A 12,360-nucleotide genomic window follows, 5' to 3' on the forward strand; every position below is an offset into this window, starting at 1 on the left:
GCACGCCGGTGCCCGCCGCGCCCCTCCACCATTCGCTATGCGAATGGTCCCCCTCCCCGAGACAAGCTCGGGGAGGAATTGAGTTCCTCACATCCCCGCGAACGCCGCGGTGACCTCGCCTGCCTTGGCGTCCTTGAAGCGGGCGCAGTTGCGGATGCCCTCCACTGCCCGGTCGAGTGCCAGCGTGCTGCCGCCCTCGGCGCGCAGCTTGGCGTCGACCGTGTCGGCGGCGGCGAGCGAGCATTGCGACTTGAACATTTCCGCCGAGCGGCCCGAGAAGATGCCGCCGCCGCCGGTGAGCTTCGAGAATTCGTCGAAATGGGCGAGCATATAGGCGAGCGCCGCGTCGCGGGTATCGGCGTCGTTCAGGAAGAGCGATGCGGCGAACAGCCGCTCGCGCGGCGTGTAGCGGGGATCGTCGAACTCGGTGAAATACCATTTCGCGACATCGGCATTGCCGGAGGAAGCGATGGCGCGGAACGCGGCCTGGCGCAGGTCGGGCGCCTTGCCCGCCAGCGCCGTCTCGGCAAGCGTCTTGGCGAACGGCACGCCGCGATCGCCGACCGCGACGGCCAGGGCCAGCGGCGCGAAATCATCGTCGAGCGCATGCGCGTCGCCGGCGAGCCGGGCATCCGCGGCGGCGATCAGCCTGGCGCGCAGCGCGGCGTCATGGCCGTTGTCCGCCACGAAGCCCACCAGCTGCTCGCGCAGCTCCGTGGTGTCGGCATTGTCGTTCGCATGCGCGCCGGCCTTGGGGTCGAAGCCGATCTTGGCCAGCATCGGGCCGTAAAGGTCGACGAACAGCTTGCGATAAGCGGGCAGCGCCGCCGCGCCGATCAGCCCGCGGTCGCGCAGGCCGGCGAGCCGGGTGCCGTTGTCGAGCTGCATCTTGGTCTTGGGATGCCGGGCCATCGCGCGGGCGAGCGCGACGAGCCGGGCAGTGTTCGCCTTGCCGGCGTAGAAGCTCGCCCACAGGCTGTCGTCCACCGCCAGCGCCTCGCCGGTCGGCAGGGTGGGGGCGGCGGTGATCAGCGAATCCCAGTCGGCGGGATCGAGGTCGAAGCGGTAATAGCCCCAGCCGCCGGCATTGGGGACGATCGCGCCCGTGCCGCCGGCAACGATCGGCGCGCTCGGCTTGTCGAGCAGCGTGCAGTTCTTGGCATCGCCCTGGCGGATGCAGAGCGGGATGATCCACTGCTCCGCGGGGGCATTGGTGCCGAAATAGGCGAAGCGCTGCTGGCTGGCGGTGAGCACGCCATTGGCGCGGTGGAAGGTCACGACCGGCACGCCCTGCTGGTCGACGAAGCCGCGCAGCACTTCGAGCACGCGCGGATCATGCGCGGCGTCGGCCAGCGAAGTGAAGAACTGCTCGGTGCTCGCATTGCCATATTTGTGGCGCGACATGTGCAGGCGCACGCCGTCGCGGAACTTCTCGTCGCCCATATAGGCGGCGATCATGCCGACGACCTGGCCGCCCTTGCCATAGGTGATCTGGTCGAACGCGGCGTCGATATCCGCATCGTTGGTGATCTTCTGGTGGATCGGCCGGCCGGCGACCAGCGCGTCGAGGTCCATCGCCTCGAACCCCTCGGAGATGGCGTCGACGCCGATGTCGAGATCGGGCCGCCATTCGTTGCCGATGCGATAGCCCATCCAGTTGGCGAAGCTCTCGTTCAGCCAGATATCGTCCCACCAGGCGGGCGTGACGAGATCGCCGAACCATTGGTGCGAAAGCTCGTGCGCCACGACCATGCCGAAGGTCTGCTTGCTCGACGTGGCATCGTCCTCGTCGACGAACAGGATGGAGTCGCCATAGATGTCGGCACCGGCATTCTCCATCGCGCCCGGCATCACCGGCGAGCCGATCTGGTCGAGCTTGGGGAAGGGAAATGCCTGGCCGAAATATTTCTCGAGCAGCGCGACGATCGGGCCCGAATTGTCGAGCGCGAACTGCATCCGGTCCTTGTAGGGCTGGGTGCCGACGATGCGCAGCGGCAGCGGCGTCCTGCGCTCGGGCGTGGGCGCGACCTTGGTGCCGATGGTGGAGAAGGGGCCGACGACGAAGGCGACCAGATAGGTCGGCAGGGGCTTGGTGGCGATGAAGCGGTGCCTGACCAGCGCGCCGACCTTGGCCGGCTTGCCCGTCTCGGGCGCGTTGCTCAGCGCGACGAAGCCCGGCTTGGTGGTGAGCGACACGGTGAAGGGAGTCTTGAAGCCCGGCTCGTCGAAGCCGGGAAAGGCCGCGCGCGCGTCGATCGATTCGAACTGGGTCCAGCTGTACCAGCTGCCCGCCACGTTGATGCGATAGGGCCCCGAGGCGCCGGTACCGAACGCCGCGTCATAGTCGAACTTCAGGGTCAGCTTGCCGGGCTGCACCGTCCTGCCGAAGTCGATCTGGGCCAGGCCATGGGGGCTCTTCTGCGTGAAGCCGAGCCGAATCTCCTTGCCCGCCACCACCGCCACCGCCCTGGTGACGTTGAGGTTGCGGCCGTGCATCCACACCGTCTGCGCCGCCCGGTTGAGCTGCACGTCGATCTCGGTGTGGCCGCTGAAGCGCGGCTTGTCGGGGACGATCGTCAGGTCGAGCCGATAGGCGAGGGGAGTCACCGTATCCGGCAGCTTGCCGGTGGGCTGGGCGTCCTGGGCATATGCGACAGCGGGAAGCGTGAGGGCGAAAGCGAAGGCAAGCGCGCGCATGAAGAGTCCTTATGATCTATCCCTGGCCTAGGCCCGGTGCCGGGCACCTGCAATCGGCCACATGTTTCCGTTCAACTACTGTATGTTTCCATATTGTGTCTGTCATGGGGATGGCTATGGTGTCCCCAGGTCTCAGACCACCGGGCGGCGTTTGGATCCCTCTTTCCTCCGCCCGGCTACTTTTTCGGGGGGCCACCTGCTTCCACGCGGCGGCCGCCGTCTTTCCCGCCGGCGACCTTCGATTGGCCATTGCGCGCCGGCCCGGCTTGACTATGGTAGCGCTATCATTGCGCACAGGCGCAAGCAGGGGAGAGGGATATGGGGCTGATCGCGCGCCTGGCGGCGCTGGTCCTGCTGCTCGGTGCCGCGGCGGCGCCGGGCGAGCGCTGGGTGACGGTCTGGGCCACGTCGCAGATGATCCCGGGCAGCAACGCGCTGCCGGCGGAGGATCTGAGGGACGCGACGCTGCGCCAGGTGGTGCGCGTCCAGATCGCCGGCACCCGGCTGCGCGTGCGCTTCACCAATGCCTATGGCACCCAGCCCCTGCGGCTCGGCGGGGCGACGGTCGCGCGGGCGCTCGACCCGGCCTCGCCGCGGATCGATGCCGCGAGCCTGGTGGGGCTGCGCTTCGGCGGGGCGAAGAGCGTCACCATCCCGGCGGGCGCGGATTACTGGTCCGATCCGGTTACCCTGCCGGTGCGGGCGGGCGCGGACCTCGCGATCACGCTCTATCTGCCCGAGGCGCCGGCGCAGCAGACCGGCCATCCCGGCTCGCGCGCGACCAGCTATCACCTCCATGGCGACCATATGGGCGATCCCGATCTGCCGGGCGCCGGCAAGGCCGATCGCTGGGTGCAGATCGGCGCGATCGAGACCGTGTCGGCCAAGGCATCGGCGGTGGTGATCCTGGGCGATTCGATCACCGACGGCTATGGCGTGCCGGCCAACGGCAACCAGCGCTGGACCGACGCGCTCCAGCTGCGCCTGCGCGCCACGCCGGCGCTGGCCGACATGGCGGTGCTCAACGCCGGCATCGGCGGCAACCGGCTGCTCAACGACGGGCTCGGCCCCAATGCGCTGGCCCGGTTCGACCGCGAGGTGCTGAGCTATCCGGGCGTCACCCATCTCGTGATCCTGGAGGGAGTCAACGATCTCGGCACGCTCACCCGCGATGCCCCGGCGACGCCCGACGCGCATGCCGCGCTCGTGGAGGGGATGATCGGCGCCTATCGCCAGATGGTCGCCCGCGCCCGCGCGCGCGGGATCAAGGTGATCGGCGCGACGATCCTGCCCTATGGCGGCTCGGCCTATTATCACCCCGATGCGCAGAATGAGGCCGATCGCGCCGCGGTGAACGCCTGGATCCGCGCGCCCGGCAATTTCGATGGCGTGATCGACTTCGACGCCGCGCTGCGCGATCCCGCGGCACCGACCCGGCTGCGCAAGGAATATGACAATGACGGCCTCCATCCCTCGCTCGACGGCTATCGGGCGATGGCCGATGCGGTGCCGCTGTCGCTCCTCTCGGACCGGGTGCGGGATGCGGGCAGGGTGGCCGCCGCGCCGGCCGCTCCCGCGCCGATGATCGCTTTCACCTTCGACGATCTCACTGCCCATGCGCCCTTGCCCGAGGGCCAGAGCCGGGTCGGCATCGCCGAGCAGATCATCGCCGCGCTGAAGGCGGGCGGCGCGCCGGCGATGGGCTTCGTCAACGGCGTGCAGCTCGAGCGCGAGCCCGCCTCGGCGCCGGTCCTCGACAAATGGCGGGCGGCGGGGCTGACGCTGGGCAACCATGGCTGGAGCCATGCCAATCTCGACCAGCTGAGCGATGCGCAGTTCCTGGACGAACTTGCGAAGAACGAGCCCATCCTCAAGGCCCGCATGGGCGCGGCCGACTGGCGCTGGTTCCGCTATCCCTTCCTATCCGAGGGCGCGGCCGATCCCGGGCGGCGCGCCCGCATCCGCAAGCTGCTGGCCGGGCGCGGCTACAAGGTCGCCACGGTGACGATGGATTTCTCCGACTGGGCCTATAACGGCGCCTATGCCCGCTGCCTGGCCAGGGGCGACGAGGATGCGATCCTGAAGATGGAGCATGCCTGGCTCGGTGCCGCCTCGGTCCAGGCCGATCGCGCCCGGGCGATGAGCCATGCGCTTTATGGCCGCGACATTCCCTATGTGCTGCTGCTGCACCTGGGCGCCTTCGACGCGCGGATGATGCCGCGGCTCGTCGCGCTCTATCGCGAGAAGGGCTATCGGTTCGTCTCGGTCGAGGCGGCGGGCCGGGATCCCTATTACGCGCCCGAGATCGACCCCGCGCTGCCTCCGCAGCCCCAGGGCCTCGACGGCGCGATGGCGGCCAGGGGCCTGAAGGCGCCGCAGGCGCCGGCGCTGCTGCCGCTGGAGACGATGTGCCGCTAATTCTCCCGCTCCCCTTCAGGGGAGAAGCTTGGAGAGAGGGCGTTAGAACAACTCCCCCTGCGCCCCGCGCGGCGGGCGGAACAGGTCGGTCCGCAGCCGCAGCACTTCCCGGTCCAGCCCATGGCGCTTCGCCGCCATCCGGAACCGGGTGCGCAGCAGCTCGGCCCAGGGCCCCTGGCCGCGGAAGCGCGTGTGCCAGTCGGGATCATTGTCCCGGCCGCCGCGGATCGACTGGATCGTCGCCATCACCTTGCCGGCGCGATCGGGGAAATGCGTCTCGAGCCAGGCGCGGAACAGCGGCGAGACTTCGTGCGGGAGCCGCACCGGCAGGAAGAAGGCGGTCCGCGCCCCGGCTTCGGCGGCGCGCTCGAGGATGTGCTCGATCTCGTGATCGGTCACCTGGGGAATCACCGGCGCCAGCGAGACGAACACCGGCACGCCCGCATCGGCCAGCTGCCGCATCGCCGCCAGCCGCTTCTCGGGATGCGGGGCGCGGGGCTCCACCGTCATCGCGATCCTGGGATCGAGCGAAGTGATGGAGAGCATCACCGCCGCCAGCCCCTTCGCCGCCATCGGCGCCAGCAGGTCCAGGTCGCGCGTCACCCGGTTGGACTTGGTGGTGATCGTCAGCGGATGATCATGCTCGGCAAGCACTTCGATGCAGCCGCGGGTGATCCGCCATTCGGCCTCGATCGGCTGATAGGGATCGGTGTTCGTCCCGAAGGCGATCGGCCGGCACACATAGCCGCGCTTGCCCAGCTCCGCGCGCAGCAGCGCGGGCGCATCGGGCTTGGCGAACAGCCTGCTCTCGAAATCGAGCCCCGGCGACAGGTCGAGATAGGCATGGGTCGGCCGGGCGAAGCAATAGATGCAGCCATGCTCGCAGCCGCGATAGGGATTGATCGAGCGATCAAAGGCGATGTCGGGCGACTGGTTGCGCGTGATGATCGTCCGCGCCCGCTCCACCGTCACGGTCGTGCGCAGCGGCGGCGGGGCGTCGTCCAGCGCCGCCCGCGCGTCGAGCCAGTCGCCGTCCGCCTCGCGCGCGGGCAGGTTGAAGCGGCTGCTCTCCCGGTTGAGGGTGGCGCCGCGCACCGGACGATTCTTCGCCATTGCCATAGCCTAGGCGTCCGACTAGAACATAGCAAGAACATTGGAGGATTTATGGCACGGATCAGCTATCTCGAACTGCCCGCCAAGGATGTGGCCGGCACCCGTGATTTCTATGCCAAGGCGTTTGCCTGGCAGTTTACCGATTTTGCCCCGCATTATGCGGCCACCACCACGGGCGACACCGATCTGGGCATCAACGGCTCCGACGAGCAGGCGATCCCGCTGCTGCTGCCGATCGTCGAGGTGGACGACCTCGAGGCGGCGTTCGAGCGCGTGCAGGGCGCGGGCGGCGCGATCACTGTGCCGATCTTCGCCTTTCCGGGCGGCCGCCGCTTCCATTTCCGCGATCCGGCGGGGAACGAGCTGGGCGTGTTCGTCAACGAGCCGGAATGATTGCCGCGCCGCGACGGCGTGATAGGGTGCGGGTCCTGGGGAAATTCCGATGGGCCCGGCGCCGGCGGCCGTCGCGGCGGACTTCCCCAGCAGGAAACCGAGGCAATGAAAGGGGGAGTGATGGGCAAGGCTTTGATCGCGGTCGCGCTGGCGGCCGGTTTGTGGGCGATGCCGGCGGCGGCGCAGAAGGGCGATCCGGCGCGGATGGTCGACATCGCGCATCCCGAGGAAGTGGTGAAGCTGCTCCAGGGCGAAGGCTATAAGGCCGAGCTGAAGAAGCATGAGGACAGCGGCGATCCCTATATCGGCAGCGCCGCCAACGGATCGCCCTTCACGATCGAATTCTATGATTGCGGCACGGCCAAGGGCTGCACTTCGATGCAGTTCTTTTCCTGGTACAAGAAGAAGCCCTGGTACGATGCCGGGCTGGCCAATCGCTGGAACGCCAAGAAGCGCTTCCTGCGCATCGTGATCGACAAGGACGGCGACCTCTCCACCTGGATGGACGTCACTACCGTCGGCAAGGTGAGCTATGCGAATTTCGCCGACACGATCGACTGGTGGTCGTCGATGACCGGCGACCTGTTCACGTTCCTCGACGAGGAGGAGAAGGCGGCGGGCGGGAAGAAATAGGCCCATTGTCCCCCTCCCTGGAAGGGAGGGGCTAGGTTGGGACCCCGAACAAGTATCTGATATTTCACCGTCATCCCGGCCTTGCGCCGGGATCCCGCTCCTTCCTGTGCTGGCGAGACAGCGGGACCCCGGCGCAAGGCCGGGGTGACGAAGGAAGAATGTGAGTCCTCAATCTAGGGGTGGGTGGGAGCCTGGCGATACGGATGAATCGGGCTCGGTACTGGCCGTATCGCGGTCATCGACTCACCCCCCGGCCCCTCCCTGGAAGGGAGGAGAGAGGTAATCTCACCGCTCACCCAGCCGCGGCAGCAGCTCGACGAAGTTGCAGGGCTTGTGGCGGATGTCGAGCTGGGTCGCCAGGATGCCGTCCCAGGCGTCGGTGACCGCGCCGGTCGAGCCGGGCAGGGCGAAGATGTACGTGCCGCGCGCCACGCCGGCAGTGGCGCGGGACTGGATCGTGGACGTGCCGATCGACTGGTAGCTGAGCCAGCGGAACAGCTCGCCGAAGCCTGGGATCTCCTTGTCCTGGACACGCGCCAACGCCTCGGGCGTCACGTCGCGGCCGGTCACGCCGGTGCCGCCGGTGGTGAGCACCACCTCGACCCGCGGATCGTCGATCCAGCCATGGAGCCGGGCGACGATCCCGTCCGCATCGTCGCGCACCATCGCCCGGTCCGCCAGCACATGCCCGGCTGACGTCAGCCGCTCGACCAGCCGGTCGCCCGAGCGATCGTCCGCCAGGGTCCGCGTGTCGGAGACCGTCAGCACCGCGATCCGCACCGGGCGGAACGCGATGGCCTTATCGATTGGCATTGCCGTCCTGGTGGAAGGCAAGCTTGCGCACGCCGAGCTTCACGGCCGCCGGGCCCTGCATGCCGGGGAATTTCGGCCACAGGCCCTGGGCCAGCGCCTCGCGGCTGCTCGATTTCCGGCCTTCCTGATTCTCGTACATCCAATAGTTGCGCAGCACCGTCATCACATAGCCGCGCGTCTCCCAGTAAGGGATGCTCTCGATGTAGAGCAGCGGATCGCCGCCGTCCTTGATCATCGCGTTCCAGTTGGCGACCGGGGTGGGGCCGGCATTGTAGGAAGCGATCACCTTGGGCAGCAGCCCGCCGGTGAAGGGCTGGTCGCGCAGCTGCTCGAGATAGGACTGGCCGATCTCCATGTTGACCGACGGCTTGGTCAGGTCGCTCGCGGCATAGTTCACGCCGTTGCGCCGGCCGATGTCGATCGCCGCGCCGGTCTTCACCTGCATCAGCCCCATCGCCCCGGCCGCGCTGCGGATCTCCGAGTTGAAGCGCGATTCCTGCAGCGTGTGGGCGAACACCAGCGCCTTGTCGACGCGCCAGCCGCCCGCCGGCGTCCAGTTCGGCGCCGGATAGCGCGCCGCGGTGAGCGGCTGGGTGCCCTGCGGGCAATTATGGGTGAGCCAGAGCTGGGTGGCGGGCAGGCTCAGCCGGCCGGCCAGGCGCGTGAGGGCGATATGCTCGGCAGGGCTGCCGATCTTGGCCTGGTAGCGCAGCACTTCGTCGGCCAGCCCGTCCTCGTCGATCTCGACCAGCGCGGCGGCGACGCGGACGTTCGGGCGGCGCTCCAGCGCGCGCCAGTCCTCGGCGACGAACCTCTCGCCCTTGCCCGGCTTGTCCTCGATGCCGAGCGCCGATTTGGCGAGCAGGCCGTAAAAGGTCTCGCCATATTGGGTGGCAGCGCGCAGCTTCACCGCGACTTTCTCGGGGCGGCCGCATGCCATTTCGGCGCGCGAGCCCCAATAGAGGCCGGCGGAGCGCAGCTCGGTATCGGCGGCGCGGGTGGCGACGCGTTCGAAGGCGGCGGTGGCGCCCGCGCAATCCTGCTCGCGCCAGGCGGCGAGCCCGGCGACCCAATCGGCCTGGGGCGCCCAGTCGCCCGCGCCGTCCTGCGCCTTGGCGGCGACGCGGCGGGCATTGTCGTCGTCGCCGGCGACATAATAGATCCAGGCGACCTTCTGCTGCCACTCGGTCCTGGCCTCGGGCGTCAGATCGGCCTCGAACTTCGCCACCACGCCTTCGGCCTCGACGCCCTGATCGGCCTTCACATAGGGCTGGATGGCGAGCGCGATCTCGGTGGCGGCGGTGTCGCTCTTGATCGAGCGGGCGCGCTGACGGACCGGCGCGCCGTCATACCAGATCAGCCGCGCCGCCGCCGGGATGGCAGGGGTGGTCATCGCGCCGCGCGTCCTGGCCATGCGGCTGAGCTGGTCGGCCTGGGGCAGCTCGGGCGCGTCGCCGATCAACTGGAGCAGCGGGGCCAGTTCGACCTTGGGGGAGTTCTTCGCGGTGTAGAGCTCGGCGCGCGCGATCGCATGGAGCGGGCCCGGCTTCATCGAATCGAGCTGGAGCTGCGCGTCCTGCCAGCGCTGGGCGCGGATGGCGGCGAACACCTTGCGATATCCGGCCTTCTGGTCCGCATCGAGCTGATCGGGAATGCCGTCGCCCTCACGCGGGGCCGGGGCGGCGACGCCGTCTTCGGTGGCGGTGGCGGAACCGTCCGCGCCAGCCGGAAGATCGGCGGCATGGGCGAGCGCCGGTGTCGCGAGCAGGGCGGCGGCAATCAGGATACGCATGGTCACAGGCTCCCCCGGGTCAACAGCAACAGGTGCTTCCAGGCTTCGCTTTTGGCGGCGGGGCGCTCCAGCAGGAAGCGCGGGTGCAGGCTCGCCACTGCCTGCGTTTTTCCGCCGAAATGGTTAACATCGACTAAACCATTGGCCGGTGCGTCGTCGTTCGCCTCGGCCACGACACGGCTCGCCGCCTGGCCCAGGATCAGCAGCCGGGCGGGCTGGAGCAGCTTCAGGTGGTGCTTGGCGATCTCGATCAGCCGGCCTTCCTGGTCCGGCGGGATCCGGCCGGCCAGCGGGCGGGCGACGGCGAGCGACAGGAAATAGACCGAATCGCGGGCGATTCCGGCGGCGGTGAGCATGCGCGAGAACAGCCTTCCGGCCGCGCCATCGGCCAGGAGCGCATCCTGATCGTCGCTTTCGGGCATGTCGGTGAGCACCACGAGCGCCGCGTCGGCGGGGCCGCCGGGGCCGATCCGCGGAGTCAGCCAGGCGGCCTCGGGAACCGTCTCGCCGGTGCGCCAGGCCGTGAAGGCGGCAAGCGTATCGGGCAGGCTTTCGGGCTGGGGCGACGTTACGGCAGCCTGCGCCGGCTGCACCGGCGCGGGCCGCGCGAGCCAGTCGCGAGCCTCGTCCTCCTGAAGGGTTTCGACCCCCGCGTCGCGCCACCATTCGAGCGCGCTCGCCAGGGTACGCCCCCAATCCGCTGTGTACTCGCCTCCCACGCTGCCTAAGAGTCATGCCTTGACGGGCGGGTCAATCTGCCTTCATCGACCAAGGGACAGGACGTTGCCAGCATGCGACGACAAGCGAAGCGGCGCGTGCCAGGCCAAGATTGTGAAGGATGGGATGATGAGCGAACGGGAGTCGATGCCCTATGACGTCGTGATCGTCGGCGCGGGGCCCGCGGGCCTTTCGGCGGCGATCCGGCTGAAGCAGCTGGCCGGGGAAGCGGGCAGCGAGCTTTCGGTCTGCATCCTCGAAAAGGGTTCGGAGGTGGGCGCCCATATCCTCTCCGGCGCGGTGATCGACCCCAGGGCGCTCGACGAGCTGCTGCCGACCTGGCGCGACGATGGCTGCCCGCTGGCGCGGACGCCGGTGACCGAGAATCACCATTGGGTGCTCAGCGAGAAGGGCAAGTCGGGCTTTCCCGAGTTCATCACCCCGCCGTTCCTGCACAACAAGGGCACCTATACCGGCTCGCTCGGCAATCTCTGCCGCTGGCTGGCCGACAAGGCGCAGGAAATGGGCGTCGAGATCTTCCCGGGTTTCGCCGCGGCCGAGATCCTCTATCACGACAATGGCAGCGTGAAGGGCGTCGCCACCGGCGACATGGGCGTGGCCCGTGACGGCGAGCACAAGCTGGACTATCAGCCCGGCCTCGAGCTGCACGCCAAATACACCTTCTTCGCCGAGGGTTGCCGCGGGCACCTGACCAAGCAGCTGATCCGCAACTTCGCGCTCGACGCGGACAGCCAGCCGCAGATCTACGGCATCGGCATCAAGGAACTGTGGGACATCGATCCCGCCAATCACGTGCCGGGCCGGGTGATCCACACCCAGGGCTGGCCGCTCACCGACGGCGCCAATGGCGGCGGCTTCCTCTATCACCAGGCGGACGGGCAGGTCGCGCTCGGCTTCGTCACCTGGCTCAACTACAAGAACCCCTATCTGTCTCCGTTCCAGGAGATGCAGCGCTGGAAGACCCATCCGGAGATCGCGGCGATCCTGAAGGGCGGCAAGCGCGTCTCCTATGGCGCGCGCGCCATCTCGGACGGCGGCTTCCAGTCGGTGCCGAAGCTGGTCGCGCCCGGCGCCGCGCTGATCGGCGACGCGGCGGGCTTCCTCAACGTGCCGCGCATCAAGGGCACGCACACGTCGATGAAGAGCGGCATGATGGCGGCGGAGGCGGCTTTTGCCGCGGTCGGCGCCGGCCGCGAGGCGGACGAGCTAGCCGCCTATCCCGAGGCCTATGCGCGGAGCTGGGTCTACAAGGAGCTGCGCGGCGTCCGCAACGTGGCGCCGCTGGTCAAGAAGTTCGGCGACACCTGGGGCACGCTGCTTGCCGGCGCGGCGATGTGGATGGAGCTGCTCGGCCTGCGCTGGCCCTTCACCATGAAGCACAAGCCCGACAATGAGGGGATGTGGCACGCTTCGGTGGCGCCGAAGATCGACTATCCCAAGCCCGACAACGTGCTCACCTTCGATCGCCTCACGTCGGTGTTCCTCTCGAACACCAATCATGAGGAGGACCAGCCGGTCCATCTGACGCTGAAGGATCCGGAAATCCCGATCGGCTACAATCTTCCGGTGTACGCCGAGCCGGCGCAGCGCTACTGTCCCGCGGGTGTCTACGAAGTTGTCGGCGAGGGCGACGATCTGCGCTTCCAGATCAACGCGCAGAATTGCGTCCACTGCAAGACGTGCGACATCAAGGATCCCACCCAGAACATCAACTGGGTGGTTCCCGAAGGCGGGGGCGGCCCCAATTATCCGAACATGTAGCC

9 protein-coding genes are annotated in these 12,360 nt (G+C 68.4%); 4 read left to right on the forward strand and 5 right to left on the reverse strand.

Annotation, left to right across the window (positions count from 1 at the left end; genetic code table 11):
* Positions 1–87 precede the first annotated feature (87 nt).
* Positions 88–2,697: a M1 family metallopeptidase gene (locus tag ACIQCS_RS02930; RefSeq protein ID WP_345851786.1), complete on the reverse strand. Its 2,610-nt coding sequence runs from the start codon at positions 2,695–2,697 to the stop codon at positions 88–90.
* A gap of 318 nt (positions 2,698–3,015) precedes the next feature.
* Here ACIQCS_RS02930 and ACIQCS_RS02935 point away from each other — a divergent pair, with 318 nt between their 5' ends.
* On the forward strand, positions 3,016–5,115 hold the full coding sequence (locus tag ACIQCS_RS02935; protein WP_401530022.1) for a GDSL-type esterase/lipase family protein: 2,100 nt from the start codon (positions 3,016–3,018) through the stop codon (positions 5,113–5,115).
* 42 nt (positions 5,116–5,157) lie between these two features.
* Here the strand turns inward: ACIQCS_RS02935 and ACIQCS_RS02940 are convergent, their stop codons facing one another.
* The gene (locus tag ACIQCS_RS02940) at positions 5,158–6,228 is read right to left on the reverse strand and encodes a PA0069 family radical SAM protein (protein ID WP_345851788.1); all 1,071 of its coding nucleotides are present in this window, start codon (positions 6,226–6,228) and stop codon (positions 5,158–5,160) included.
* Positions 6,229–6,279: 51 nt separating this feature from the next.
* On the opposite strand from ACIQCS_RS02940, the gene ACIQCS_RS02945 reads away from it, so the two are divergent.
* Together ACIQCS_RS02945 and ACIQCS_RS02950 are read left to right on the forward strand one after the other, a co-directional pair.
* The gene (locus ACIQCS_RS02945) at positions 6,280–6,621 is read left to right on the forward strand and encodes a VOC family protein (protein ID WP_345851790.1); all 342 of its coding nucleotides are present in this window, start codon (positions 6,280–6,282) and stop codon (positions 6,619–6,621) included.
* Between the two features lie 120 nt (positions 6,622–6,741).
* A complete protein-coding gene (locus ACIQCS_RS02950; RefSeq protein WP_280279031.1) occupies positions 6,742–7,254 on the forward strand; it encodes a YbjN domain-containing protein in 513 nt (170 codons plus the stop codon).
* Positions 7,255–7,539: 285 nt separating this feature from the next.
* On the opposite strand, the gene moaB is transcribed toward ACIQCS_RS02950, so the two are convergent.
* From moaB to ACIQCS_RS02965, 3 genes are read right to left on the reverse strand one after another with little or no spacing between them, the layout of a single operon-like run.
* Positions 7,540–8,067, reverse strand: a complete 528-nt coding sequence (gene moaB / locus ACIQCS_RS02955; RefSeq protein ID WP_345851792.1) for a molybdenum cofactor biosynthesis protein B — start codon at positions 8,065–8,067, stop codon at positions 7,540–7,542.
* A complete protein-coding gene (locus ACIQCS_RS02960; RefSeq protein WP_345851793.1) occupies positions 8,054–9,859 on the reverse strand; it encodes a lytic transglycosylase domain-containing protein in 1,806 nt (601 codons plus the stop codon). The genes moaB and ACIQCS_RS02960 overlap by 14 nt, the downstream gene beginning before the upstream one ends.
* Before the next feature lie 2 nt (positions 9,860–9,861).
* Positions 9,862–10,578 carry a uracil-DNA glycosylase family protein gene (locus ACIQCS_RS02965; protein WP_345851794.1) on the reverse strand — a complete coding sequence of 239 codons (717 nt, stop codon included), beginning with the start codon at positions 10,576–10,578 and terminating at the stop codon, positions 9,862–9,864.
* 127 nt (positions 10,579–10,705) lie between these two features.
* Here ACIQCS_RS02965 and ACIQCS_RS02970 point away from each other — a divergent pair, with 127 nt between their 5' ends.
* Entirely contained in the window at positions 10,706–12,358 is a 1,653-nt protein-coding gene (locus ACIQCS_RS02970; RefSeq protein ID WP_345851795.1) for an electron transfer flavoprotein-ubiquinone oxidoreductase, read from the forward strand.
* The last annotated feature ends 2 nt before the right edge of the window (positions 12,359–12,360 follow it).

Source organism: Sphingomonas sp. NPDC092440, from assembly GCF_044754985.1.
In the GTDB taxonomy this organism is placed as follows: domain Bacteria; phylum Pseudomonadota; class Alphaproteobacteria; order Sphingomonadales; family Sphingomonadaceae; genus Sphingomonas.